Annotated in this window: 18 protein-coding genes; 13 read left to right on the top strand and 5 right to left on the bottom strand. The window is 68.5% G+C overall.

Features of this window, described 5'->3' with window-relative positions; all coding sequences use genetic code 11:
* Positions 1-9 precede the first annotated feature (9 nt).
* The 3 genes from ABIB25_RS20320 to acs form a co-directional block, all read right to left on the bottom strand.
* Positions 10-987 carry an alpha/beta fold hydrolase gene (locus ABIB25_RS20320; RefSeq protein ID WP_354530338.1) on the bottom strand — a complete coding sequence of 326 codons (978 nt, stop codon included), beginning with the start codon at positions 985-987 and terminating at the stop codon, positions 10-12.
* Positions 984-1,469 (bottom strand): phage holin family protein, encoded by a 486-nt coding sequence (locus tag ABIB25_RS20315; RefSeq protein WP_354530375.1) that lies wholly within the window; start codon positions 1,467-1,469, stop codon positions 984-986. The genes ABIB25_RS20320 and ABIB25_RS20315 overlap by 4 nt, the downstream gene beginning before the upstream one ends.
* 224 nt (positions 1,470-1,693) lie before the next feature.
* Entirely contained in the window at positions 1,694-3,700 is a 2,007-nt protein-coding gene (gene acs, locus ABIB25_RS20310; RefSeq protein ID WP_354530337.1) for an acetate--CoA ligase, read from the bottom strand.
* Between the two features lie 140 nt (positions 3,701-3,840).
* Between acs and ABIB25_RS20305 the strand changes: the two genes are divergently transcribed.
* The 8 genes from ABIB25_RS20305 to ABIB25_RS20270 all read left to right on the top strand — a co-directional run bounded on the left by ABIB25_RS20305 (position 3,841) and on the right by ABIB25_RS20270 (position 11,856).
* A complete protein-coding gene (locus tag ABIB25_RS20305) occupies positions 3,841-4,602 on the top strand; it encodes an oxidoreductase (RefSeq protein ID WP_502919865.1) in 762 nt (253 codons plus the stop codon).
* 1,193 nt (positions 4,603-5,795) lie between these two features.
* A complete protein-coding gene (ssd, locus tag ABIB25_RS20300; protein ID WP_354530335.1) occupies positions 5,796-6,863 on the top strand; it encodes a septum site-determining protein Ssd in 1,068 nt (355 codons plus the stop codon).
* Positions 6,864-6,907: 44 nt separating this feature from the next.
* The gene (locus tag ABIB25_RS20295; protein WP_354530374.1) at positions 6,908-8,050 is read left to right on the top strand and encodes a TadA family conjugal transfer-associated ATPase; all 1,143 of its coding nucleotides are present in this window, start codon (positions 6,908-6,910) and stop codon (positions 8,048-8,050) included.
* Complete coding sequence (locus ABIB25_RS20290; protein WP_354530334.1) at positions 8,044-8,925, top strand: type II secretion system F family protein; 882 nt, start codon at positions 8,044-8,046, stop codon at positions 8,923-8,925. The genes ABIB25_RS20295 and ABIB25_RS20290 overlap by 7 nt, the downstream gene beginning before the upstream one ends.
* A 10-nt stretch (positions 8,926-8,935) precedes the next feature.
* Positions 8,936-9,754, top strand: coding sequence for a type II secretion system F family protein (locus ABIB25_RS20285; protein WP_354530333.1), 819 nt, complete (start codon positions 8,936-8,938; stop codon positions 9,752-9,754).
* A gap of 160 nt (positions 9,755-9,914) precedes the next feature.
* Positions 9,915-10,115, top strand: a complete 201-nt coding sequence (locus tag ABIB25_RS20280; protein WP_354530332.1) for a hypothetical protein — start codon at positions 9,915-9,917, stop codon at positions 10,113-10,115.
* A 208-nt stretch (positions 10,116-10,323) separates the two neighbouring features.
* On the top strand, positions 10,324-10,953 hold the full coding sequence (locus ABIB25_RS20275; RefSeq protein WP_354530331.1) for a sigma-70 family RNA polymerase sigma factor: 630 nt from the start codon (positions 10,324-10,326) through the stop codon (positions 10,951-10,953).
* A gap of 96 nt (positions 10,954-11,049) precedes the next feature.
* Positions 11,050-11,856: an HpcH/HpaI aldolase family protein gene (locus ABIB25_RS20270; protein WP_354530330.1), complete on the top strand. Its 807-nt coding sequence runs from the start codon at positions 11,050-11,052 to the stop codon at positions 11,854-11,856.
* A 22-nt stretch (positions 11,857-11,878) separates the two neighbouring features.
* Here ABIB25_RS20270 and ABIB25_RS20265 read toward each other — a convergent pair whose 3' ends face one another.
* Positions 11,879-12,928 carry a LacI family DNA-binding transcriptional regulator gene (locus ABIB25_RS20265; protein ID WP_354530329.1) on the bottom strand — a complete coding sequence of 350 codons (1,050 nt, stop codon included), beginning with the start codon at positions 12,926-12,928 and terminating at the stop codon, positions 11,879-11,881.
* 25 nt (positions 12,929-12,953) lie between these two features.
* On the bottom strand, positions 12,954-15,431 hold the full coding sequence (locus tag ABIB25_RS20260; protein WP_502919864.1) for a glycoside hydrolase family 3 N-terminal domain-containing protein: 2,478 nt from the start codon (positions 15,429-15,431) through the stop codon (positions 12,954-12,956).
* Between the two features lie 260 nt (positions 15,432-15,691).
* Between ABIB25_RS20260 and ABIB25_RS20255 the strand changes: the two genes are divergently transcribed.
* From ABIB25_RS20255 to ABIB25_RS20235, 5 genes are all read left to right on the top strand, one after another.
* Positions 15,692-17,062, top strand: a complete 1,371-nt coding sequence (locus ABIB25_RS20255) for an extracellular solute-binding protein (RefSeq protein WP_354530328.1) — start codon at positions 15,692-15,694, stop codon at positions 17,060-17,062.
* Positions 17,063-17,151: 89 nt separating this feature from the next.
* Positions 17,152-17,997, top strand: coding sequence for a carbohydrate ABC transporter permease (locus ABIB25_RS20250; RefSeq protein WP_354530372.1), 846 nt, complete (start codon positions 17,152-17,154; stop codon positions 17,995-17,997).
* A gap of 1 nt (position 17,998) precedes the next feature.
* Positions 17,999-18,886 carry a carbohydrate ABC transporter permease gene (locus tag ABIB25_RS20245; protein ID WP_354530327.1) on the top strand — a complete coding sequence of 296 codons (888 nt, stop codon included), beginning with the start codon at positions 17,999-18,001 and terminating at the stop codon, positions 18,884-18,886.
* Between the two features lie 83 nt (positions 18,887-18,969).
* A complete protein-coding gene (locus tag ABIB25_RS20240) occupies positions 18,970-19,668 on the top strand; it encodes a ThuA domain-containing protein (RefSeq protein WP_354530326.1) in 699 nt (232 codons plus the stop codon).
* A complete protein-coding gene (locus tag ABIB25_RS20235; RefSeq protein ID WP_354530325.1) occupies positions 19,653-20,741 on the top strand; it encodes a Gfo/Idh/MocA family protein in 1,089 nt (362 codons plus the stop codon). Before ABIB25_RS20240 ends, ABIB25_RS20235 begins: the two co-directional genes overlap by 16 nt.
* Positions 20,742-20,750 lie beyond the last annotated feature (9 nt).

Here is a 20,750-nt window from a genome sequence, read left to right as displayed (position 1 = left end):
TGGTCGGACTCAGCCGTTGATCAGCGACGCGGTGAAGGCGATGACGGCCTCGTTGACCACATCGGGTGCTTCCTCGGCGGGGTAGTGACCGACGCCGGGGATCACCTGCAGGTGGTACTCACCGGCGCAGAGGTCTTCGGTCCCGGCGAGTGCTCCGACGGGGGTGAAACGGTCGCCCTCGCCGGCCAGGTGCAGCACGGGAGCCTTCAGCGGAGTCTGCAACGCTTCGCGATGACGATGTCCATCAGATCTCCACGGTGACCGGGCGACCCAGCGCAGCGGTTCCAGCGCACCCTTGGCCGCGCCCGGCGTGACGATCGCCTTGCGCATGACGGCCACCGTCGCAGCGAAGTCGGCCGAGGCCGCCCAGGCCGGGCCGGCGTGCGACCGGACGATCCGCTCGAGCATCGCACCATCGGACGCGGCGAGCCGCCGATCGGGCGAGATGGGCAGGGCGGCGAAGGTCAGCAGCCGGCCGTAGGGGTCCGTCCGGACCGGACGTCTCAGCCTGGCCATCCGACTGGGGTGCGGCGCCGAGATCGCCACCACCGAGCTGATCTGGTCCGGATACAGGACGGCGGTATTGAAGGCGAGCACCCCGCCGTAGCCCTGTCCGATCAGCATCGCCTCCCGCTCGCCGAGGGCCCTGACGAGACCGGCGACATCGGCGGCCAGGGTGAAGGCGTCGTAGCCGCGAGGGGGTTTGTCCGACTCGCCCGACCCCCGAAGGTCAGGCGCCACCACGTGGAATCCGGCCCCGGCGAGGGCCGGCAACTGGTGCCGCCAGTTGAGCCAGATCCCACCGAAACCGTGCAGCAGCAACACCAACGGGCCGGTCCCGGCCTCTGCGAGGTGAAATCTGATGCCGTTGGCGCTGACGGTGCGGTGGGTGACGCCGGACAGGTCGACGGGCGGACCGGGGATGCCGGCGTTCACAGATGCTGCGGCGTCGTTGATCTGGTCTTGAGGGCCGGCGTGGCCGGTCACCGACCCGGTGTGGGCTCGGAATGTGTGGCGGCCGCCTTCAGGGTGGCCGCCGATTCGGACAGCGTCGAGATGGTCCGCTCCGGCTTCTTGATCTGCTTGACCTTCTTCAGACCGAGGAACGCGAGCCCGCCGGCCATCAGCAGCATGACGACGAAGACGATGGTGAACGCCGCCCACCGGGGCAGCCAGATGTTCAGGATCTCGCCCACCATGAACCAGAAGAAGAACAGGCTGAACAGACCGATGACGGCGGCCAGGATGAAGAAGATGGCGCCGGTCAGGCCGGTCTTGACGGAGGCGACCACCTCCAGCTTCGCCAGTTCGATCTCGGACCGGACGAGCGTGGACAGGTGGACGGTGGCGTCCTTGACCAGAGCACCCATCGACCCGGACGTGTCCACGTCGGGTTCGGCGACCAATGGGATGGACGGACGGCCGGTGTTGCCGCCGTAGGTGATCGGCGGCTGGGCGTTGCCTGACATGGTCACGTCCCCTTCTGGAAGGTACTCACCTGCATCCGGACGCGGTCGCCGGGGCAGTCGGGATGGATCCGGGTCGCTGCGGTGCGTCCGGATCGCGTTCATCGTGCCATGGCCGCAGCCGGGATCCGTCCTTGGTGCCGGACGCGTCCGCCGGTGCGGCCGTCGGCCGACACCGGGCAGGTTCCCCGCGGGAACGCGGAGCAAGCCTGCCGGGCCTGACGGGGTCAGTCCTCGCTCCTGCCCGACGACAGCCCGGAGGTGATCATGCCCATCACGGCTGAGTCCTGCAGCGTCGTGACGTCGCCGAGGTCACGGTTCTCCGCGACATCACGAAGCAGTCGCCGCATGATCTTCCCGGATCGGGTCTTGGGGAGCTCCGGGACGATCATGATCTGCCGCGGCCGGGCGATCGGCCCGATCTGCGTTGCGACGTGCCTGCGCAGCTCGGCGATCAGCTGCTCGCCGGCGTCCGCGCCGCCCTGCGCCACCCGCTTGGTGGCGTCCCCGCGGAGGATCACGAACGCGACGATGCCCTGGCCCGTCATCGCGTCGTTCGCACCGACCACGGCCGCCTCGGCCACCGACGGGTGCGCGACCAGCGCGGATTCCACCTCGGTGGTCGAGATGCGGTGACCCGACACGTTCATCACGTCGTCGACGCGTCCGAGCAGCCAGAGCGCTCCGTCGGTGTCGTACTTCGCGCCGTCACCGGCGAAGTAGTAGCCCTGCAAGGCGAACCGGGACCAGTAGGTGTCCTTGTAGCGCTCGTCGTCACCCCAGATCGTCCGGAGCATCGACGGCCACGGCTTGGCGATGACGAGGTAGCCGCCCTGGCCCTTGCCGACGGGCACGCCCTCGTCGTTGACGATCTGCGCATCGATGCCCGGCAGCGCGGCCATGGCGGAACCGGGCTTGGTGGCCGTCACACCCGGGAGCGGCGAGATCATCATCGCGCCGGTCTCGGTCTGCCACCAGGTGTCGACGATCGGGCAGCGATCGTGCCCGATGTTGACCCGGTACCACATCCAGGCCTCGGGGTTGATGGGCTCACCGACGCTGCCGAGCAGACGCAGCGACCCGAGGTCGTAGCCGGCGGGAATCTCGGCACCCCACTTCATGAACGTCCGGATCAGGGTGGGCGCCGTGTAGTAGATCGTCACCTTCTGCTTGTCGATGATCTCCCAGTGCCGGCCCTCGTGCGGGGTGTTGGGCGTGCCCTCGTAGATCACCTCGGTGGCCCGGTTGGCCAGCGGTCCGTAGACGATGTACGAGTGCCCGGTGACCCAGCCGATGTCGGCGGTGCACCAGAAGACGTCGGTGTCGGGCTTGTGGTCGAACACGGCGTTGAAGGTGTAGGCAGCCTGGGTCAGGTAGCCGCCCGAGGTGTGCAGGATGCCCTTCGGCTTGCCGGTGGTCCCGGAGGTGTAGAGGATGAACAGCGGCTGCTCGGCCGGGAAGGCCTCGGGGATGTGCTCGGTCGACTGAGCGTCGACCAGTTCGTGCCACCAGACATCCTTTGCACCCCAGGTGATGTCGATCCCGGTGCGCTTGACGACCAGGACGTGCTCGACGGGGGAACCCTCGGTCGCGACGGCGTCGTCGACGGCTTCCTTGAGGGAGACAGCCGTACCCCGGCGGTACTGACCGTCGGCAGTGATCATCAGGCGGGCATCGGCATCGGCGATGCGGGTACGGAGCGCTTCGGCGGAGAACCCGCCGAAGATCACCGAATGCGCGAGCCCGAGGCGTGCGCAGGCGAGCATCGAGAAGACGGCCTCGGGGATCATCGGCAGGTAGATCGCGACCCGATCGCCGGTCTTCAGGCCCAGCGAGACGAGCGCGTTCGCGGCCTTGCTGACCTCGTCCTTCAACTGCGAGTAGGTGATCGCACGGGAGTCTCCCGGCTCGCCCTCCCAGTGGATGGCGACCTGGTCGCCGAATCCGTCCTCGACGTGCCGGTCGACGCAGTTGTAGGCGACGTTGAGCTTGCCGTCGGCGAACCACTTCGCGTGCGGGGCATCGGAGAAGTCGAGCACCTCGGTGAACGGCGTGGCCCAGGACAGTCGTCGTGCCTGCTCCGCCCACCAGCCCTGCGGGTCGGCGGAGGCCCGTTCGTAGGCGTCCTGCGAGAAGTTGGCATTCGCCGCGAACTCCGGACTTGGCGCGAACGTCCGGTCTTCGGCGAGCAGGTTGTCGAGTCCGACCTCTGGTTCGTGCGGAGCCTGTGCCATCGGATTTCTCCTCGTTGTCGACGTCGGTGTCGGTTCGTGCCGCCCGCGCCGGCGCAGCGGGCCGCCTGTCGGTTGCTCGCCCGCCGATCCGGATCGGGTTTCTCTGTCCCGAAACTATCCGTCGGACACGGCACCGCGCCATGGCGGGGTGGCCCAGTGACTACGTTGTCGGGGTGACGACCGGAGCGTGGCCCGACCTGACGGCGTTGCCGGGCGTCGACGACGCCGTTGCTACCGCGAGGGCGGCGATCGAAGCGGTGCACCGCCATCCAGCCAATCGGCGCGGTTGGCCACGGACCTCCGCGGCCGCATCCGTGCGGGCCGCCAGGGCGTCGGCGTTGCTGGACGGAGGCTCGGCCGACCTCGACCCAGATGCCTCGGCCATCTCCGATCCGGTGCTGGCCGGTTCGCTGAGGGTGGCCGCCGCCATCGGCACCCTCGTGCCGATCTGGGAACGCGCGCCCCTGCAGGCCCTGGCCAGACTGCACACGTTGGCGGCTGCCGATCTGACGGACGGTTCGTTGCTGGGCCGGCCGGCAGCGGGCCGGGCGGAGTTGTCGGACCGATTGACCGGACTGGCCGCGTCCGTCCTGCACGCCCCCTGGCCCGCTCCGGTCCTGGTCGCCGTGGTGCACGGCGAACTGTTGGGGCTGGCCGCGTTCGGATCGGCGGACGGAGTGGTCGCGAGGGCTGCCGCCCGTCTCACGATGATCAGTTCCGGACTGGACCCCCACGGCCTGACGACGCCCGAAGTCGGTCATCTGCGGACAGGTGCTGTGTACGCGCGGTCGGCAGCCGGCTTCGCTGATGGCTCTGGAGTGGCCGCCTGGATCATCAAGGTCTGCGAGGCGATGATCGCCGGCGCTCGGGAGGGCGCCTCCATCGCCGACGCGGCAGTCTGATCGAGTTCCTGCAGCCCCTGGCGCTGTCCGGACATCACGCGTTCGAGAGAGCGGAACTGCGTTCCACCACCTCCCGGGCGACGGACGGAGCGGGCGCCGTCCGCGAACGATGCGTGCGCATACAAGCCGTAAAACCCAGAACCAGAACCCCTATTCGAACCCAATGCCGGACGATGTTGCGTCGCCCAAGGATGAAGCTGATGAGTGATGGACTGAACGAGTCGTCGTTCCGTGAACCCATCGGGCTCTGTCGAGAGTGATTCCGGTTCCCATTCGACTGACAGCAGCCGTACTGGCCCGCGTCGCGTCCGGTCACCGGGGTGTCGGCCCTGGTCATCGGGCCGAGGCCCGACGACCAAAAACGGCGCCCCACCTTGCGGCGGGGCGCCGTTCACTCGGGCTGATCGGTTACCAGGCTTCACCACATTCGTCGTAGAACGGACTTCGCGAGTCTCGCGGAAAGCCCTGACGACGTACCCTTCGCGGTTCATAGCGGCGAGTGGGTACCGGGGCACGAGTACAGAGCTCCGGATCGGGTGAACCGTGATTTCTCCTCCATCACAGTCCCTGGCCGGCCGGGGGTCCGTCCTTCATTCGTACCCGCTCCCACCGCCCCGGGGCAAGGATCCTGGACCCCGTTCTCACCATGACCGATTCAGTTCCTGCACCCGAACGGGTCATTTTCATGAAATCTTGATGTGAAAGCCGAAAATCTGGCGAGCGGCGAGGTGACGACCTGCGTCCTGCGGTCTACAGTGAACTTGTCGGTTTCCACCCCCCCGGAGACCGACCCCGGGTTCAGCTCAACCCCCCGGAGCTGAACCCCCGCGGCCCCCGCCCTCCCCCCTGGCGGGGGCCGCCCCTACGTTCACAGGTAGTACACGACAGGAGCCGGGCCGCAGACGACGCGGCCCGGCCCCTGTCGTCCTGGCGTCCGGTGATGGTCCTCCCGGGCGCGCACGCGTCTGGACGCCAGGCTCGCCTTTTGTCCCCGCGCGGCATGTCCCTGCCCGACGTCGGTCAGGCAATGCCCGTTTGCGCCCGAGCGCAACCCCCCAAAATCGGTGTGCCGGGGTTGTCCCCATGCCTCGAGTTGTCCACAATTCGCGACCGGCGCTGGTGGCCGGCGGATCCGGCCGGTCGACTGGGTCCACCGCCGGTTCGAGCCGGTGGCCGTCCAGGGAGGCCGAGTCATGGAGTCACGACCGCTGATCGTCACCGGTGACGATCTGATGCTGGAGGATCTGCTCCGGGTCGCAGCCGCAGCCGGGGTCGAGGTGATGCACGGCGTCGACCCGGGCGCCCGGGCGTCGTGGCGTTCCGCGTCGATGGTGCTCATCGACACCGATCTGCTCGGAGCGGCGAATGCGGCGGCGCTGCCGCCTCGTTCCCACGTGGTCGCCCTGTGCCGGTCGGAACCGGGGGCGGACGTACTGCAGCAGTGCCTCCGTCTGCAGGTCGAACGCACGGTGGTGGTGGGGCAGGACGATCACGTCCTGGTGGACCTGCTGGCCGGCACCGTCGTCGGTGGACCCGGTGACGGTCACACCATCGCGGTCATCGCCGCCTGCGGCGGGGCGGGAGCTTCGGTGTTCGCCGCCGCGCTGGCAGCAACCGCCGAACGGTCCGGACGGGGGGTCCTGCTGGCCGACTGCGACCCGTGGGGACCCGGCATCGACGTCCTGCTCGGCATCGAGAAGCGGGGCGGCATCCGGTGGGACGAGCTGGCGGCGCCATCCGGGCGGCTGCCACCGGATGCGCTCCATCGCGCGTTGCCCACCGCTCCGTTCGGTCGGGGCCGGATCGCCGTGCTGTGTCCCGGACGTACTGCCGGGCGTGAGATCCCCGGGGATGTGGTGGATGTCGTGCTGGACGCCGGCCGCCGGGCGGGCGATCTGACCGTCGTCGATCTGCCCCGGCACCCGACGGCGGCGGGCGATCGGGTCCTGGAGAAGGCGGATCTCGTGGTGCTGGTGACCACTGCCGACGTGCGGGGATCGTTCTCGGCGGCACGTATCGCCGATCGGGTCCGGGATCTGGGGGCAATCCCTGAACTGCTCGTCCGCGGTCCGTCGCCCGGCGGCATCGGCGCCCAGGACATCGGGCGGGCGCTCGGCCTGCAGGTGCTGGCCAGGATGCGACCGCAACCGCATCTGGCGCGTGACCTCGAGAACGGTCGTCCCCCCGGGACCGACCGTCGCGGGCCCCTGGTCGCTGCCGCGACGGCCGTCCTCGCCCACCTCCGCCAGGACGTCTCGTGAGGACCTCGGTGATCGGTGTCGGTGGCGCGGCCCTGACCGAGGAGATGATCGAGAGCGTCCAGCGGCGGCTGGCCGACGAGCGCAGCGAGCCAAGCGGTGCGGCGCTGGCCAGGGCTGTCCGAGCCGAGACCTCGATGCTGGTGACCGACGCCGAGATGTTGAATCTCATCAAGGGCCTGCAACGTGAACTCGTCGGAGCCGGCCCGTTGGCCGAGATCCTGGCCGACCCCTCGACGACGGACGTGGTGGTCAACGCGCCCGACGACGTGCGGGTCGATCGAGGAGCCGGATGGGAGCGGCTCGCCGTGACCTTCCCGGACGAGGCCGCGGTGCAGCGACTGGCTCGCCGGCTCGCGACGTCGGCCGGCCAGCGTCTCGACGAGGCCCAGCCCTTCGTGGACGCCCGGTTGTCCGACGGCACCAGATTGCATGCCGTCATCGCCCCGGTCGCGGCGTCCGGTACGTGCCTGTCGTTGCGGGTGCTCCGCCCGACCCGGCACGACCTCGCCGCATTGACGCTGGCCGGCACACTGCCGGGCATCTGCCGGCCCGTTCTGGAGGTGATCCTCCGTGCCCGGCTGGCCTTCCTGATCTCCGGCGGTACCGGCTCGGGCAAGACAACGCTCCTGGCCGCGCTGCTGGGCGCGATCCATCCCTCCGAAAGACTGGTGACGGTCGAGGACGCCGAGGAACTCCGTCCCGATCACCCGCACCTCGTCCGGTTGGTGGCCAGGGCGCCCAATGTCGAGGGCGCCGGCGCCATCGGAATGCGGCAGCTGGTCCGTCAGGCCCTCCGGATGTGCCCGGACCGCATCGTCGTCGGTGAGGTGCGCGGGGTGGAGGTCGTGGAGTTGCTCACCGCACTCAACACCGGTCACGACGGTGGGGCCGGGACGGTGCACGCCAACGCGGCCTCCGAGGTGCCGGCCAGGATGGAGGCACTCGCCGCGCCGGCGGGACTCGGTCGTGACGCGCTGCACGCGCAGCTGGGGAGTGCGGTCCAGCTGGTCCTGCACATGCGTCGGGTGGGCGGCCGGCGGGTGCTGAGCGAGATTGCAGTGCTCAGCAGGGATCCCGCCGGTCTGGTGGTGTCCGTCCCGGCCGTGGTCGACGGTCGTCCGGTGACGCCGGGAGCTGGGATGCTGTCGGCGCTGGCGTCCGCGCGGGGCGTGGAGCCCACATGGTGACCTGCCTGCTGGCGGCCGTAGCACTCCTCTGCTGGCCGGGATCGTCCCGGCTGCGGCCGTCCTTCGCTGCGTCCGGGATACCCGGAACGGTGTTCGGCTCCGGGCCGGGATCAGAATCGGGCTCCGGGCCCGGGATGCGGGGTGGACAGCCGGATCACGACCGCCGACGCGGCACCAGCGTTGCGGCTCCGGGGATCTCGGCCGCCGCGGTGATCTCCTGGTGGGCGGCGGGACCGATGGTGGCAGCCTCGGCCGCGCTGTTCCTGACCACCGTGGCGATGCTGGTCCGGTCGGAGTCCGGGCGACGACATCGACGCCGGGACCTGGTCGACATGCTGGCCGGCTGCCGGACGCTCGGTCGCGAGATCCGGGCGGGAGCTGCGCCGATGGCAGCCATCCGCGCCAGCGCGCAGGAGCAGCACGGCCGGTCGGCCCGGATGCTCGCCGATCTGGCGGTTGCCGTTTCTGTCGACCGCGGCCGCGCGCCGGCGGCCTCGAATGGGCTGCAGGCGGTCGTGGATGGGCGCCGAGGCCGGTCCGATCGGATCGCCGAGATCACCGATCGGCTGGCCACGGCCTGGCTGCTGTCGGCACGGTACGGCGTGCCGTTGGCGGTGCTCGTCGACACGGTGTCCGACGATCTCGACGAGCGCCTCTCGGCGACATCGCAGCGAGAGGCACAGGTCTCGGGTCCACGGGTCTCCGGCTACGTGCTCGCCGCGATGCCGGCGCTCGGGGTGGTGCTCGGAGTGGGCATGGGTGCCGACCCGCTCCACGTGCTCTTCTTTACCGGTGCCGGCCAGTTGATGCTGATGACGGGAACGGCTCTCACGTGCGCCGGCCTCGCCTGGACGGCTCGAATCGTGCGCGGTTGATCGTGCGCAGATGACCGGGTCGACGATGGTGGCGCTGACGCTGGCGGGAACTGCACTGTGGTGTGTGCCGTCGTCGGCCGACCCGCTCGGTCGGCTGGCCACCACAGGGGGCGACGACGTGGCGACAAGCCATGCGGGCCGAGCGCCGTGGACCGCTGCCGGTCCGGATCACGTTGGTGCCGGGCGGGTCTCGCCCGGCGGGCGGCGGGCACTCTTCACCGCGTCGGGCCTGTTCGCCGTGGGGCTCCTCCTCGATCTGTGGCCCTGGTGGGTCGGGGTCGGTCTGTCCGTTTCCGCCGCGGCGGCGACCCTGCGGATGCCGCAGCGCCGGTCGGTGGCCGAGTCGACCGACGACCGCCGCCGGCTGGCCGTGCACGCCGATCTGCTGGCCGCCTGCCTGGAGGCCGGGATGTCGATCGGCGCCGCCCTGCTCGCGGTACCGGTGGAGAGGGGCGCGCCTGGCGCGGCCGGGCGATGGCGTGGCGGCGACCCGGACGATCCGTTCCAGCAGTTGGGCAGGGTGGCTGCCCTGCTGACCCTCGGGGCCGATCCCGGGGTCGCCTGGTCGACCGCGTCGAACCACCCGGATCTGGCCGATCTGGCCGCTGCGGCGCGGCGGTCGTCGTCCGGCGGGGCAACGCTGGCGCAGGCGGTGCGCCAGCACGCCGCCCGACTGCGGGCAGCGATCGCGCAGGAGGCCGCGCGGTCGGCCGGGCGGGCCGGCGTGGCGATCACCGCGCCGCTCGGACTCTGCTTCCTTCCGGCCTTCCTCTGTCTCGGTCTGGCCCCGGTGGTGGTCGGTCTGCTCGGCACCCTGCACCTGTTCTGACGCCTGCGGAGCCTGCCGAGATAGTCCACAAAGGGTAAACCCGCGACCCCTGTGACCTGCTTGTTTCCTATCTTTAACGATTCCGTGGCGCGATACACGGGTCCACCACAGACACCACTCTCAGCGTCGCGTACGGCCCATCCGCTACGAGGGAGCAAACATGCCCGAATCGAAGTCAGAGCATGTACGCCACAGCAACGAGGAGGTCTCCAACTTCCTGGCCTGTGGGGACGCTCGTGGACCGGGCTGGCTGGCCGCTCACCCCACCGATCGTGACGCGGCGCTCGGCCTGCTGCAGCGTCGTCCCGGCATGTCCGTCGAGGCGATCCTGGCGAGTGCACCGCGAAGCGTTGTTCCCTGACCACTCCTGGCTGCGGGCCGGTGGCGGTGCGTTGCGCCAAGGCTGACGGGGTCGGATCCCGACATCGCGTGGACGTCGCAATGCACTCGATCAAATCTGTGCAGACATAAGGGTCCTTGCATAGTTTGGCTCTCGGTATCAGCCTGAGTCGTCGACATGATGAGGAAGAACGCCGCCCGTCCCGGGTGCGTTCGAAATCGAGGTGCACGTGCCGACTCTGGAAATACCCGCGGGATTGCCGATCCTCGCCCGACAGCCGACCTCGGTGGTGGATCGCTTGCTGGACCGGGTATCCCACGGTGACCAGGTCGCTTTCGACGAGGTCTACGCGATCTTCCGCGCCCGGGTCTTCGGTATCTGCGTGGCGCTGCTGCGGGACCGCCACCAGGCCGAGGAGGTACTGCAGGAAGCCTTCCTCCAGATCTGGCGGCAGGCGTCCCGCTTCGATTCCACCCGTGGTGGTGGCACCTCGTGGATCCTGAAGATCGCCCATGCGCGGGCTGTCGACCGCGTCCGCAGCTGCCAGGCGGACAGGCGGCGTGACCAGCAGGATTTCAGCCGGTCTGCCGTGGCCGAGACCGATACCGTCGTCGAGTCCGTGTTGCTGAACGAGGAGTACGCGCGTGTTCGTGGAGCGCTGACCGTGCTGAGCTCCAAGCAGCGGGAATCGTTGCAGCTCGCCTACTTCCAAGGTCTGTCGACGCTGCAGATCTCCGACCGTTTGTCCGTTCCGGTGCCGACGGTGAAGTCGCGGCTCCGGGACGGGTTGGCCAAACTGGCCGCCCACCTTGCCGACGTCGATCGTGATCAGACGGTCGGTGGGATGTCCGCTGCGTGAGCTGACACCTCATCTGACCGGGCAGGGCGCGAACCACACCCGCGTCGGCACGGCCCAGAAGCCTGCCCCGGCGACGGTGGCGGCTAGATTGCTGCGGTGACCTTTCATCATGACGCGGCTTCGGACCAAGGGCCTGCGCAGGAGCCGGAGGGTTTGTTTCGGGTTGGGGCATGGTCGAGCCTGGCCGGCGGCGGCGCGGCAGAGATCCTGGCCTCCTCGGGTGCTGACTGGCTGGTGCTGGACGCCCAGCACGGAACCTACGAGGACGCCTCCACCCGCGCGGCCCTCCACGCGATCGGGACGTCCGGTCTGCCGGTCTACGTCCGTGTCGCCGACCATTCGCCCGCCGGCATCGGGCGGGCACTCGACGGAGGCGCGGCCGGCGTCATCGTCCCGCTTGTCGACACCCCCGAGCAGGCTGCCCGAGTGGCACAGGCCGCCCGCTATCCACCGCGCGGCCAGCGGAGCTGGGGGCCGATGACCGCGCTGTTCGGCAGGGACGCCCCGGATGCGCCGACCGCCAACGCCCAGGTGATGTGCGCGGTGATGGTCGAGACCTGGGCGGGTCTGGGTGCGGTCCGTGAGATCGCGGCGGTCGACGGTGTCGACATGATCTTCGTCGGACCGTTCGACTTGTCGCTGGCGCTGGGCGTCGAGACGGGCGAACTCCTGTCCGACCACGCCGCGGACGCGCCCCTGGTGACAATCGTGGCGGCGTGCGCGGCGGCCGGCGTCCGGTGCGGCGCCTTCGCCGGATCGCCGGAGCGGGCCGACCGACTTGCCCCGTTCGGGTTCAGCGACCTGGCGGTGATGACGGATGCCGCGCTCCTGGCCGCAGCAGCCCGCAGCGAGGTCGAACGGTGGAAAGGCTCTGGTCACCGGGCCCTCTCGGGGGCGTACTGACTCCTTCCGGTGGTGAGCGGACTCAGGTGTGGACCGGCGCCGTCGAGTCCCGGACGATCAGGCCGGTGGCCAGTTCGACGTGGTGGGACTCGACGGTCTCTCCGGCCGCGAGCCGCAGTACGGTCCGCAGTGCCACACCGCCCATCTCGCGCAATGGCTGACGAACCGTCGTCAGACCGGGGGAGGACATCCGCGCCAGCTGGGTGTCGTCGAATCCGACCACGCTGATGTCCCGAGGCACGCTCAGTCCGCGAATCCGGGCCGCCTCGATGACGCCGAGGGCGATCTCGTCGCACCCGGCGAAGATCGCCGTCGGCGGCTCCAACAGGTCCAGCATGGCTGCTCCCCTGGTGACCCCGGTGTCGTAGTCGAAGAGCCCGTTTCCGATGTAGCCCGGCAGGATCGGCGCGCCCGCGCCCTCCATCGCAGCCCGGAAACCGTGCACCCTGGCCTGGTTGCAGGCCGCGGTCTCCTTGTCCCCGATGTAGCCGATGCGGCGGTGCCCCAACGACAACAGGTGTTGGGTCGCAGTCAGCCCGCCGGCGAAGTTCGTCGATCCGACGCTCGTCACCCTGGCTCGCGGCATGTTCATCGGGTCGACGAGGACCAGCGGGATCTTTGCGCGGCTCAGAGCCGTGAGGTGTTCGGCCGTCAGCACACTGGTGACGGCGACGACACCGCGCCGGCCGGACGCCGCGAGCGCCCTGGCCCAGACGGTCGGCCGTTCGGCCGGCCGGTTGCCGGAGCCCCCGACCCGCGTGCTCACCACCACGGACACCCCCGCCTGGGCTCCCGCGTCGATCACCCCCTGGACGACTTCGGAGGAATACGCCCGGAGCGCACCGTCCACTTCGACCTCGACCGTCGGGTGTGCCCCGATGTCGAGTCGCGGTGGCGTCGACCGTACGTAGTCGTGCTGCTGCAACACTTCCTGGACGATGATCCGCGTGGCGGCGGCCACATCGCTGCGTCCGTTGAGCACCTTGCTGACGGTGGCGACCGAGACGCCGGCCGAGGCGGCGACGGTGGCCAGAGTCGGCCGCGTCTGCCGGGGTGACGAGCCGGTCATCATCGTGCAGCCCTTCGCCGTGCCCGCATTACGTCGCCTGTGGGGCGTCGACCGGCGTGACGAGGACCGGCGTGACGAGGACCGGCGTGACGAGGACGCGGTCGTGCCCGACCGTCCGCAGCGGTCCGGTCAGCCGGAACTCGCTTGTGCACCGGATGTCGGAGGCGGACAAACCGACCATGATCACGAAGATACCCGGTTCGACGATGCGGGCCAGGTCACGTCCGGCGAACGCCGTGCGATCGGCGTGGAGGCGGAAGATCACGTCCACGGAGCCACCGGCCGGAACCGCGGCACGAGCGAAGCCGACCAGTTGTCGGACCGGTCGGGTGACCTGGGCGACGGCATCTCGCAGGTAGAGCTGGACGACCTCGTCGCCGTCGCGGCCACCTGTGTTCGACACCCGGACCGTCGCGGTGAGCTCGCCGTCGGTCGGGATCTCGGTGTGGCTGATCCGCAGGTCGTCCAGGTCGAACGTGGTGTACGAGCGTCCGTGGCCGAAAGCGAAGAGCGGGGTCGGATCGAGGTTGCTGGTGCCGGAGTGGTCGGCGCCAAGCGGTGGCTGCAGGTAGGTCCCCGGCTGGCCGCCGGGGCTGCGCGGAATCTGCACGGGAAGCCTTCCGCTCGGCTGGATCCGCCCCGAGAGCACGCCGGCGATGGCGGCGCCGCCCTCCTCGCCGGGCATGAAGGCCTGGATCAATCCGGCGGCTCCGTCGTGGACCTCGCCCAGCGCGTACGGCCGCCCCGAGACGACGACCACCACGACGGGCGTCCCGGTCGCGATCAACTCGGCGATCAGGTCCGCCTGTACCCCGGGCAACCGCAGATCGGCGGCATCGCAACCCTCTCCGGAGGTGCCGAGGCCGAACAGGCCGGCGAGGTCCCCGACGAAGGCGACGCAGACGTCGGCCTCCCGGGCAGCCGAGATCGCAGCGGGGAACCCGGACCGATCGTCGCCCTGGATCGCGCAGCCCTGCTCGAAGGTGACCGTCGCCCCCCCGAACTCGTCCCGGAGCGCGGCCAACGCCGAGGGCACCTCGATGCCGAGACCGCGGGCGGGGTAGCGGGGAAGGACGTGATTCGGAAAGGCGTAGCAGCCCATGAAGGTTCGCGGATCGTCCGCGCAGGGACCGATCACGGCAAGCCTTCCGATGGACGCACTACCGTTGCGCTGCAACGGTAGTGCGGTTCCGGGATCGAGCAGGATGACGGACCGCTCGGCCAGTTCCCGTGCTATCGCCCGGTTCGACGCGGAGTCGAGATCCCGGTCCATCGCCTCCGCCACCGACCCCTCCGGAGTCCACTGCGGGTCCAGCAGACCCAGTTCGATCTTCTGGCGCAGCAATCGTCCCGCCGCCCGGTCCACCAGCGATTCGGAGATCTCGCCGCGCCGCACCCGCTGCACGAGATGTGGCCCGAAGCCCAGGGTGTCGGGTAGTTCCACGTCCAGGCCGGCGCGGAGCGCGAGAACACCGGCCTCCTGGGCGTCCTCGGCCAACCGGTGCATGGTGGCCAGGAACGGGACGGCCCAGTAGTCCGAGACCACAGTGCCGGTGAATCCCCATTCGTCGCGCAGCAGCTCGGTGAGCAGCCATGGATCGGCGCCGGCCGCGACGCCGTCGATCTCCGCGTAGGAGTTCATCACCGAGCGCGCACCGCCGAGGGATACGGCCATCTCGAATGGCGGCAGGATGACGTCCAGCAGCTCGCGGCGTCCCATCGGGACCGGGCCGTGGTTCCGCGCCCCGCGTGATGCCGAGTATCCGGCGAAGTGCTTGAGCGTGGCGATCACGCCGGCACTCTGCAGCCCGGTGACGTAGGCGGAGCCGAGCATCGACACGAGATACGGGTCTTCGCCGAGGGTTTCCTCTACACGACCCCAGCGGTAGTCGCGCACGACGTCCAGCACCGGCGAGAGTCCCTGGTGCACGCCGACCGCCGCCATGTCCTGCCCGATGGCGGCCGCCATCCGCTGCACCAGCTCCGGGTCGAACGTCGCGGCCCAGGCGATGGCCGCCGGATACACGGTCGCCCCGAAGGTGGTGAACCCGGTCAGGCACTCCTCGTGCACCAGCGCCGGGATGCCCAGCCGTGATCCGGCCAGCACCACGCGATGTTGGCGCAGGAGTTCGGCCACCCCCTCCTCGACGGTGAGCGGCACGCTGCCGAAGACCCGCGTGAGTTGACCGAGTCCGTCGACGCTTGCCTCGGCGAGGGTGAGGCTGCCGGACGCAGCGAACACATCCTGCAGGGGAGCGACCTTGAACGTGAGCTCGGGATCGGGGGTGTTCGCGGTCCTGCCGTGCCCTGGATGGTCCTCCGGGTTCTCGCCGTGCGGGCTGTCCATCGCCATGTCGTTGCCCGCCCAGCGACTGCCCAGTTGGGCCACCTTCTCCTCGAGGGTCATGTCCTCCAGCAGGAGCGCCAGCCGGTGGTCGACGGACAGCATCGGATCCCGCCAGAGTGGCGTCAGCTTTCCTCGGGTGGGATCGGACAGCGTTGTCATCAGCTCACTCCTCGTCAGGCGACCGGCTCTGGTCCTATCGAAACATACTGGCCGAATCATGGTCGGCCGTCCGAAAAGTTTCGAACTCAGAGTGGCTGGTAGTGATGCTAAAAGGCTCTAGCTGTGAGGGCAATCGGCCATTCGATGTCGAAACGTGGAAACCATTGACAGCACCTACCTCGAAACCTAGTGTTCCGTTTGCGATCAACGCAGACCGCCGCGGCGAGGCCTTGGCCCCCGTCCAAGCAGGGAGATCACTCATGGATTCGAACCTCACGTCCCGCCGTAGCTTCCTGACGCTGGCTCTCGCCGGTGCCGGAGCCGGCCTCCTGTCCGCCTGTGGCGGCACCTCCGGACCGTCCGCCGCCGGTACCGGCGGAGCGGCAGCCTCGGCGGGTGCCGGTGGCGGGGCCGCCACCGGAACCGCCAGCTACTGGTACCTCACGGGTCAGCCGGGGGAGGGCATCCGGACGAACACCGTCAAGCGCTTCAACACGGCGAACCCGACCACCCAGATCCAGCCGACGACGTTCCAGAACGATGCCTACAAGACGAAGATCAAGACCGCTATCGGCGCCGGCCAGGCCCCGACGGTCATCTGGGGCTGGGGTGGCGGCGGCCTGAAGAGCTACGTCGACGCCGGCCAGGTCGAGGACCTCACCAGCTACTTCTCCGAGAACCCGGCCGTCAAGAGTCGGCTGTTCCCCTCCTCGTTCGGTGCGGCAACGGTCGGCGGCAAGGTGTACGCCCTGCCGTGCGAGACCGTCCAGCCGATCGTCCTCTACTACAACAAGACCCTGTTCGACAAGATCGGCGCCAAGCCCCCGCAGACCTGGGGCGACATCATGGATCTCGTGCCCAAGTTCAACGCCAAGGGCATCGCTCCGTTCTCCCTCGGCGGTCAGTCCCGGTGGACGAACATGATGTGGCTCGAGTTCCTGTTCGATCGCATCGGTGGCGGCGAGGTGTTCCAGGCCGTGTTCAACGGCGAGAAGAACGCGTGGTCCAACCCGCTCGCGATCCAGGCCCTCACCCAGATGCAGACGCTGATCAAGGCCAATGGCTTCATCAAGGGATTCTCCTCGATCACCGCCGACTCGAACGCTGACCAGGCGCTGCTCTACACAGGCAAGGCCGCCATGATGCTGCACGGCTCGTGGACCTACGGGAGCATGTCGACCGATGGTGGCGACTTCGTCTCGGGCGGCCACCTCGGCTACATGAACTTCCCCCCGGTGGACGGCGGCAAGGGCGACCCGACCGATACCGTCGGAAACCCTGGCCAGTACCTGTCGATCTCCTCGAAGGCCACCGCCGACCAGAAGGCGATCGCGAAGAAGTTCTTCACGACGGCGGTGCTCTCCGATGCCGAGAACAAGGAATGGGTTGCCTCCGGTTCGATTCCGATCGTCAACGGCACCGACAAACTGCTCGCCGGGTCGAAGGATGCCGAATGGCTGAAATTCATCTACGGCGTCTCCAGCAATGCCAAGACCTTTGCCCAGTCCTGGGACCAGGCATTAAGTCCGACGGCTGCGGAGACGTTGCTGGACAACATCGCCAAGCTCTTCCAGCTCTCGGTCTCGCCGCAACAGTTCGCCGACAACCTGAATAAGGTCATCGGCACGTGAGCACGCTCGCGCGGTCAGCTCCGCGCGCGGGAACCCCGGAGAAACGACGGGGTTCCCGGCGGACCGGCAGCGCCGGCTCGGTCGCGTGGATGGCCATTCCCGCCCTGGTGGTCTTCACCGCCTTCGGCCTGATCCCGCTGTTCGGTGTGCTCGGCCTGAGCTTCACCCAGTGGGACGGCATCGGGGCTATCCACCCGGACGGTCTCAACAGCTGGCGGGCGGTGCTCAGCGACCCGGGCCTGCCTCATACGCTGTTCGTGACCTTTTTGGTGATGGTGCTGTCCTGGGCCGTGCAGACGCCGGCCAGCATTCTCATCGGTGTTTTTCTCGCCGGCCAGGAGCGCTATCGGGCATTTCTCGCCATCATGTTCTTCATCCCGGTGCTGCTCAGCTCGGCGGCCATCGCCATCACCTTCAAAGCGTTGTTGGATCCCAATTTCGGCCTCGGGGCTGGATTGCACATCGACTTCCTCAGTCAGGATTGGCTGGGGGTGGACAAGTTGGCGCTCGGTGTCATCATCTTCGTGGTGTCCTGGCAGTTCATCCCGTTCCACTCGCTCATCTATCAGGGGGCAGTGCGACAGATCCCGAAATCGATGTACGAGTCCTCGGAGATCGAGGGTGCCGGACGGATCCGCCAGTTCTGGAGCATCACGCTTCCGCAGCTCAAGTACACGATCGTCACGTCCTCGACGTTGATGGTGGTCGGATCGCTGACCTTCTTCGACCTGATCTTCGTGATGACCGCCGGCGGTCCCGGAGACGCCACCCGCGTGCTCGCCCTCGACATGTACTCCACCGGTTTTCAGGCAAACCTGATGGGGCCGGCGAGCGCGATCGCCATGATCCTCGTCCTCGTCGGACTTGCCCTTGCCCTGCTGCTGCGCCGTGTCGGCGGCGGCGGGTCGACCGACAGCCAGCTGGAAGGTGCCTGAGATGGCCGACACCCTGACCACCCCGGTCGAACACCGGCCCGAGGTTCGCCCGAAGAAGCGTCGGAACCAGCGTCGGCACGGCCGCAACTGGCTGGCCGGCTTCGGGGGTTGGATCTGGTTGTTCATCGTGGTGCTGCCGATCTACTGGATCGTCGTCACCAGCCTGAAGACCCAGGCGAACTACTATGCGACGAATCCGTTGGCGCTGCCGACCTCCCCGACGCTGTCGAACTACCAACTCGTCATCAAATCGGACTTCGCCGGGTACTTCATCAACAGCGTGATCGTGACGGTCGGGACCATCGTGCCCACCCTGCTGATCTCCTTCATGGCGGCGTTCGCCATCGTCCGGGGCAGCAGTCTGTTCCTCAGGTCGGTGAACTGGCTGTTCCTCATGGGCCTCGCGATCCCGTTGCAGGCAACCATCATTCCGGTCTACCTGATCATCATCAAGCTCAAGCTCTACGACAGCCTGCTGGCCATCATCCTGCCGTCCATCGCGTTCGCCATTCCGCTGTCCGTCCTGGTGCTCTCGAACTTCATCCGCGACGTGCCGAAGGAACTGTTCGAATCTATGCGGGTCGATGGGGCCAGCGAGTGGACGACGATGATCCGGTTGGCGCTGCCGCTGACCCGCCCGGCCCTGGTCACCGTGGCCGTCTACAACGGCCTCGGCGTCTGGAACGGGTTCCTGCTTCCGCTGATCCTCACCCAGAGCCCGAGCAAACGCACACTGCCGCTGGCACTCTGGACCTTCCAGGGTCAGTACGGTGTCAACGTGCCCGCGGTCCTGGCGTCCGTCGTGCTGACCACCCTGCCGATCCTGGTGCTCTACGCCATCGGTCGTCGTCAGCTGCTCAGCGGCCTGACGGCCGGCTTCAGCAAGTAGGGCCCGGGGGTCGGATGACCATGGGCCTGACGATCGAGGGTCTGACACGGGTCGGCCCAGCCTTGAAGAACTGAGGAAAAACGTTGTCTGCTCTCAAGAATGCTCTGGTGGTCCGTGGTGGCTGGGACGGTCACCAACCGGTGGAAGCCACCGACCTGTTCCTCCCGTACCTCCGCGATGCCGGCTACGACCTGCGGGTCGAGGATTCGCCGAAGGTCTACGCCGACTCGGACTACATGGGCGGGGTCGACCTCATCGTGCAGTGCATGACGATGTCCACCATCGAGAAGGAGGAGTTGGCCGGGCTGATGGGGGCGGTCGAGGCCGGCACCGGCCTGGCCGGCTGGCACGGCGGCATCGCCGATTCCTACCGCAACAGTTCCGACTACCTGCACTTCATCGGCGGGCAGTTCGCCTGCCATCCGGGCAAGCATCCTGACGAGCTGACCGGCGAACAGTCCGACAACTACGTGCCGTACACGATCAACATGCTGCCGGCCGCCGCCGACCATCCGATCACGGCCGGCATCGTTGATTTCGAGCTGACCACCGAGCAGTACTGGGTCCTCTGCGACTCCTACATCGACGTACTCGCCACCACCACCCAGCAGGTCCGTGCCTGGGATCCGTGGACGAGACCAGTGATCTCACCGGCGATCTGGACCAGGCAGTGGGGTCAGGGCCGTATCTTCGTCACCACCGCGGGCCACCGCGTGGAGATCCTCGAGGACCCCACCGTCGCGTCGATCATCGAGAGAGGCATGTTGTGGGCGAGCCGCTGAGGATCGGCATCGTCGGCCTCGGGACCATCAGTGCGCAGTACCTGCAGACCCTCGACAAGCTCGGTTCGGTCGAACTGGTGGCCGCGGCGGATCTGAACCCGGCGCTGGCGACAGGCGTTGCGGAGCAACGACCCGGCGTCCGAGCGTGCACGGTCGAGGAGCTGTTGGCCGACGAGAACGTAGACCTGGTGCTGAATCTGACGATCCCGGCGGCGCACGCCGACATCGCCCTGCGCGCCATCGCTGCCGGCAAGGCCGTGTACGGGGAGAAGCCGCTCGCCCTGAACGTAGCCGAGGCCATCGAGGTGCTGAACGCGGCCACCGAGGCCGAGGTATTGGTCGGGTGCGCTCCCGACACCGTCCTCGGCACCGGGATCCAGACCGCCCGCAAGGCGATCGACGACAACCTCGTCGGCCGGCCCATCGCCGCGACGGCGACGATGGTCGTACCGGGGCACGAACGATGGCATCCCAACCCGGACTTCTACTACCAGCCGGGTGGCGGCCCGCTGCTGGACATGGGGCCCTACTACGTGACCGCGTTGACCACCCTGCTCGGCCCGGTCACCTCGGTGATCGGGGTGGCCAGCCGTACCCGGTCGATCCGGACGATCGGTTCCGGACCGCGTGCGGGGCAGAGCTTCCCGGTGGACATCGATACGCACGTCACCGGAGTCCTGACCCACGCTTCGGGGGTCCTGTCCACCGTCGTGATGAGCTTCGACGCGGTCGGCACCCGGTCGTCGAACATCGAGATCCATGGCGAAGTTGGCACTCTCGCGGTCCCTGACCCCAATCACTTCGAGGGTGATGTACAGCTCCGGACGCTGGAGAGCAAGGAGTGGAGGACGCTGCCAGTGTCTGCGGGATACCTGGACGCCAGTCGTGGTGTCGGGATCGCCGACCTGGCCGCCACCCCGACCGGGGAGTCGCCGAGAGCAGGCGCGGCACTGGCCTTCCACGTCCTCGACATCATGGAATCGCTCCTGCACGCCACCCGGACCGGACAGGCCGAGGCCATCCGGAGCACCGTCGACCGTCCCGCCGCCGTCCCGCTCCAGGCCATCGGCTGACGCCGGTTC

It is taken from the genome of Nakamurella sp. UYEF19, from assembly GCF_040546275.1.
Lineage (GTDB): Bacteria > Actinomycetota > Actinomycetes > Mycobacteriales > Nakamurellaceae > Nakamurella.
This window is presented reverse-complemented; position numbering and strand designations above follow the sequence as displayed.

Coding starts and splice junctions, on each gene's coding strand:
- ABIB25_RS20315 (WP_354530375.1), bottom strand. CDS start 1,469: ATGTCAGGCAACGCCCAGCCGCCGATCACCTACGGCGGCAACACCGGC.
- acs (WP_354530337.1), bottom strand. CDS start 3,700: ATGGCACAGGCTCCGCACGAACCAGAGGTCGGACTCGACAACCTGCTC.
- ABIB25_RS20305 (WP_502919865.1), top strand. CDS start 3,841: ATGGCGGGGTGGCCCAGTGACTACGTTGTCGGGGTGACGACCGGAGCG.
- ssd (WP_354530335.1), top strand. CDS start 5,796: ATGGAGTCACGACCGCTGATCGTCACCGGTGACGATCTGATGCTGGAG.
- ABIB25_RS20295 (WP_354530374.1), top strand. CDS start 6,908: ATGATCGAGAGCGTCCAGCGGCGGCTGGCCGACGAGCGCAGCGAGCCA.
- ABIB25_RS20290 (WP_354530334.1), top strand. CDS start 8,044: ATGGTGACCTGCCTGCTGGCGGCCGTAGCACTCCTCTGCTGGCCGGGA.
- ABIB25_RS20285 (WP_354530333.1), top strand. CDS start 8,936: ATGACCGGGTCGACGATGGTGGCGCTGACGCTGGCGGGAACTGCACTG.
- ABIB25_RS20280 (WP_354530332.1), top strand. CDS start 9,915: ATGCCCGAATCGAAGTCAGAGCATGTACGCCACAGCAACGAGGAGGTC.
- ABIB25_RS20265 (WP_354530329.1), bottom strand. CDS start 12,928: ATGATGACCGGCTCGTCACCCCGGCAGACGCGGCCGACTCTGGCCACC.
- ABIB25_RS20260 (WP_502919864.1), bottom strand. CDS start 15,431: ATGACAACGCTGTCCGATCCCACCCGAGGAAAGCTGACGCCACTCTGG.
- ABIB25_RS20255 (WP_354530328.1), top strand. CDS start 15,692: ATGGATTCGAACCTCACGTCCCGCCGTAGCTTCCTGACGCTGGCTCTC.
- ABIB25_RS20250 (WP_354530372.1), top strand. CDS start 17,152: ATGGCCATTCCCGCCCTGGTGGTCTTCACCGCCTTCGGCCTGATCCCG.
- ABIB25_RS20245 (WP_354530327.1), top strand. CDS start 17,999: ATGGCCGACACCCTGACCACCCCGGTCGAACACCGGCCCGAGGTTCGC.